The organism is Halomonas sp. BC2 (genome assembly GCF_002078115.1).
GTDB lineage: Bacteria > Pseudomonadota > Gammaproteobacteria > Pseudomonadales > Halomonadaceae > Vreelandella > Vreelandella stevensii.
Genome location: NZ_LFGT01000010.1, coordinates 32,450 through 34,564 on the forward strand (window position 1 = coordinate 32,450; position 2,115 = coordinate 34,564).

Sequence of the window (2,115 nt, forward strand, 5' to 3'; positions counted from 1 at the left end):
GCCCACCCGCTGCGCTACGGGCTGACCCGGCGCAAGCGTGGCCTGTTGCTGGATGCTTTCACCGCCGCAGGGGGCGAGGCGGTCGAGCTGGTCGGCGGCCAGCAGAGCCCGGACAGCACCCGTGACCTGGCGCGTCAGCTGGTGGAGCGCTCGCTGTACGCCTCGCTGGGCAGCGATTTTCACTTTCCCGGCAGCCACGCCGCCCCGGGCAGCATGAGCGTGGTGCCACGTACCGCCGCGCCGCCCATCTGGGAACACCCTCGGCTGGCGCACATGCGCGATGCCGCGCCGGGCATGCTGGCGGCTGGGTGATCACGCGCCGTATCGGCTAAGCTGTCGGTATCGCGCTAACCAATGTGCAACGAACGGACCGCCGAACGGCAGGAGCAAGCGATGAGCCAATATTTCCAGATTCACCCCGAGAACCCGCAGAAACGGCTGATCGATCAGGCCACCGAGATCATTCGCAAAGGGGGCGTGGTGGCGTACCCCACCGACTCCGGCTATGCGTTGGGCTGCCACCTGGGCGAAAAGAAGGCCATCGAGAAGATCAAATGGCTGCGCTCGCTGGACGACAAGCACAACTTTACCCTGATGTGTTCGGACCTTTCCGAGATCGGTACCTACGCCAAGGTAGACAACGCCGTGTTCCGGCTGCTGAAAGCCCACACGCCGGGGCCTTACACCTACATTCTGGATGCCACCACGGAAGTACCGCGTCTGCTGCTGCACCCCAAGCGCCGCTCGATAGGCGTACGCGTGCCGGACCACCGGATTACCCACGCCTTGCTGGAAGCGCTGGGTGAACCGCTGATGAGCGTGACGCTGATTCCGGTGGGGGAAACGCTGCCCATGAGCGACCCGGAAGAGATCCGCGAGCGCTTTGGGGCGCATCTGGATCTGATCATCGACGGCGGCGCTTGCCACCTGGACCCAACCAGCGTCATCGACCTGCGCGAACTGCCGCCGACCATCGTGCGGGAAGGGCGCGGCGACACCACGCCTTTCCAGTAGCGTTTCACTCGCTCTCTTTCACAAGCCCTCTTTCCTGCTAGCCATGACGCCAGCGCCTCCCGGCGCTGGCGTTATTGTTGGGGGGCTTCCTCGGGCGGTTCTTCCTTGGGCTTGCGCGGGTCTTCGCTCTCTTCGTCCAGCCAGGTGCCACAGCGCAGGCAGTAGCGGGCGCGCTTTTCGTGGCGGTCGTGGCCGCAGCCGGGGCAGGCTTCTTCCGAGTAGCGGTCTTCGCGGATGGAGCGGATCACCTGGGCCGAGAATACCCCGGTGGGCACGGCAATGATCGAGTAACCAATCAGCATCAGGATAACGGTGATGGCCTTGCCCAGCGGGGTGGCGGGCACAATGTCGCCGTAGCCCACCGTGGTCATGCTGACGATGGCCCAGTAAATGGAGATCGGGATGCTGGTGAAACCTGCCTCGTCGGACTCGATGGTGTACATCAGCGCGGCAAACAGCGTCACCAGCATCAGAATGCTGAAAAAGAACAGCAAAATCTGGCGCAGGCTGCGCTTCAGGGCATCCAGCAGCAGCCGGGCTTCGCCGACGAACTCCATCAGGCGCAGGATGCGGAAAATGCGCAGCACGCGCAGAATCCGCACGATCACCAGCGCATGGGCGCCGGGCAACAGCAGCACCAGCCAGGTGGGGATGATCGCAATCACATCGACCACCCCGTAAAAGCTCTTGAGATAGACGGTGGGCCGCTCCAGGCAGTAAAGGCGCACCAGCAACTCAAGGCTGAACAGCAGCGTGAACATCCACTCCATGTAGAAAAACAGCGTGTCGTAGCGCTGGGCGTACTGCTCTACGCTGCCCAGCAGAATCACCGCCACGCTCAGCAGGATGGCGATGATCAAGGCGATATCGAACGCTTTGGCCCCCGGGGTATCCGACTCGAAAATCACGTGGAATAACCGCGTGCGCAATCCTTCGGCACCGGGGCTGAGGTCAAAGCTCATGGTTTCGTCCTGAAATAAGCGGCCAAGGGGGATGCGTTTCAGCGTAGCGCGGTTTGCTGACCAAGGCGACGGGCCAGCGTCAACGCTGCAACGCCGTACGCCGCCGTGGGCTGGCCGGTGGCATCCAGCTCGGCCGTCA

The 2,115-nt window shown here is 63.4% G+C and carries 2 protein-coding genes and 1 pseudogene; 2 read left to right on the forward strand and 1 reads right to left on the reverse strand.

Annotated elements, in window-relative coordinates; all coding sequences use genetic code 11:
* A pseudogene (locus B7L71_RS08655) lies at nt 1-312 on the forward strand (PHP domain-containing protein); the annotation flags it as partial.
* An 81-nt stretch (nt 313-393) separates the two neighbouring features.
* Nucleotides 394-1,014, forward strand: coding sequence for an L-threonylcarbamoyladenylate synthase (locus B7L71_RS08660; RefSeq protein ID WP_016914813.1), 621 nt, complete (start codon nt 394-396; stop codon nt 1,012-1,014).
* Nucleotides 1,015-1,085: 71 nt separating this feature from the next.
* On the opposite strand, the gene B7L71_RS08665 is transcribed toward B7L71_RS08660, so the two are convergent.
* Nucleotides 1,086-1,976 carry an ion transporter gene (locus B7L71_RS08665; RefSeq protein ID WP_016914812.1) on the reverse strand — a complete coding sequence of 297 codons (891 nt, stop codon included), beginning with the start codon at nt 1,974-1,976 and terminating at the stop codon, nt 1,086-1,088.
* Nucleotides 1,977-2,115 lie beyond the last annotated feature (139 nt).

What these genes read in the sequence shown, in the direction of transcription:
- B7L71_RS08665 (WP_016914812.1), bottom strand. Translation starts at nt 1,976, where the DNA reads ATGAGCTTTGACCTCAGCCCCGGTGCCGAAGGATTGCGCACGCGGTTA.
- B7L71_RS08660 (WP_016914813.1), top strand. Translation starts at nt 394, where the DNA reads ATGAGCCAATATTTCCAGATTCACCCCGAGAACCCGCAGAAACGGCTG.